1 protein-coding gene is annotated in these 469 nt (G+C 67.8%); it reads right to left on the bottom strand.

Annotation, left to right across the window (positions count from 1 at the left end; translation table 11 throughout):
- Positions 1–354, bottom strand: a 354-nt coding sequence (locus DEQ92_RS22420) for a YbaK/EbsC family protein (RefSeq protein ID WP_115821802.1), incomplete at its 3' end; no start/stop codon positions are given.
- Positions 355–469 lie beyond the last annotated feature (115 nt).

Below are 469 nucleotides of genomic sequence, written 5' to 3' on the forward strand. Positions count from 1 at the left end.
TGACTCGTCGATGTAGACCGGCAAGTCGGCATCGTGACAGAACGGGGGGACGCCGCCGATGCTCCAGCCGACGACACTCCGAATCTCGTCGGGATCGGCCATCGCGACGTCCTCGGCGCCGAGGTGCGATTCGAGCCGTGGTTCGCTGACGCGGTTCGCGCCGCTCGTCACGACGACGACGAGATCGCCATCGACCTCGAAGACGAGGCTACTCGCGATCTGCCCGACTTCACAGCCGACCGCGTCAGCGGCGTCGGCGGCCGTCTCGGTGCCTTCCGGGAACGATTCGACGGTGAGACCGAGATCGTAGCGTTCCCGTGCTCGTTCGGTGAACTCGCGTGCGCGGCGATGCATACGCCCTCTTGTGACGGCCGTTCCGAAGAGCGCTTCGACCGGTCGCCGGACAGCGGCAGACGGCGCGTTCCGCGACGGCGCCGACCGCCGAGCGGGATTACTCGCCGGATCCTGG

Origin of the sequence: Haloferax sp. Atlit-6N (genome assembly GCF_003383195.1) — an archaeon.
GTDB classification, from domain to species: domain Archaea; phylum Halobacteriota; class Halobacteria; order Halobacteriales; family Haloferacaceae; genus Haloferax; species Haloferax gibbonsii.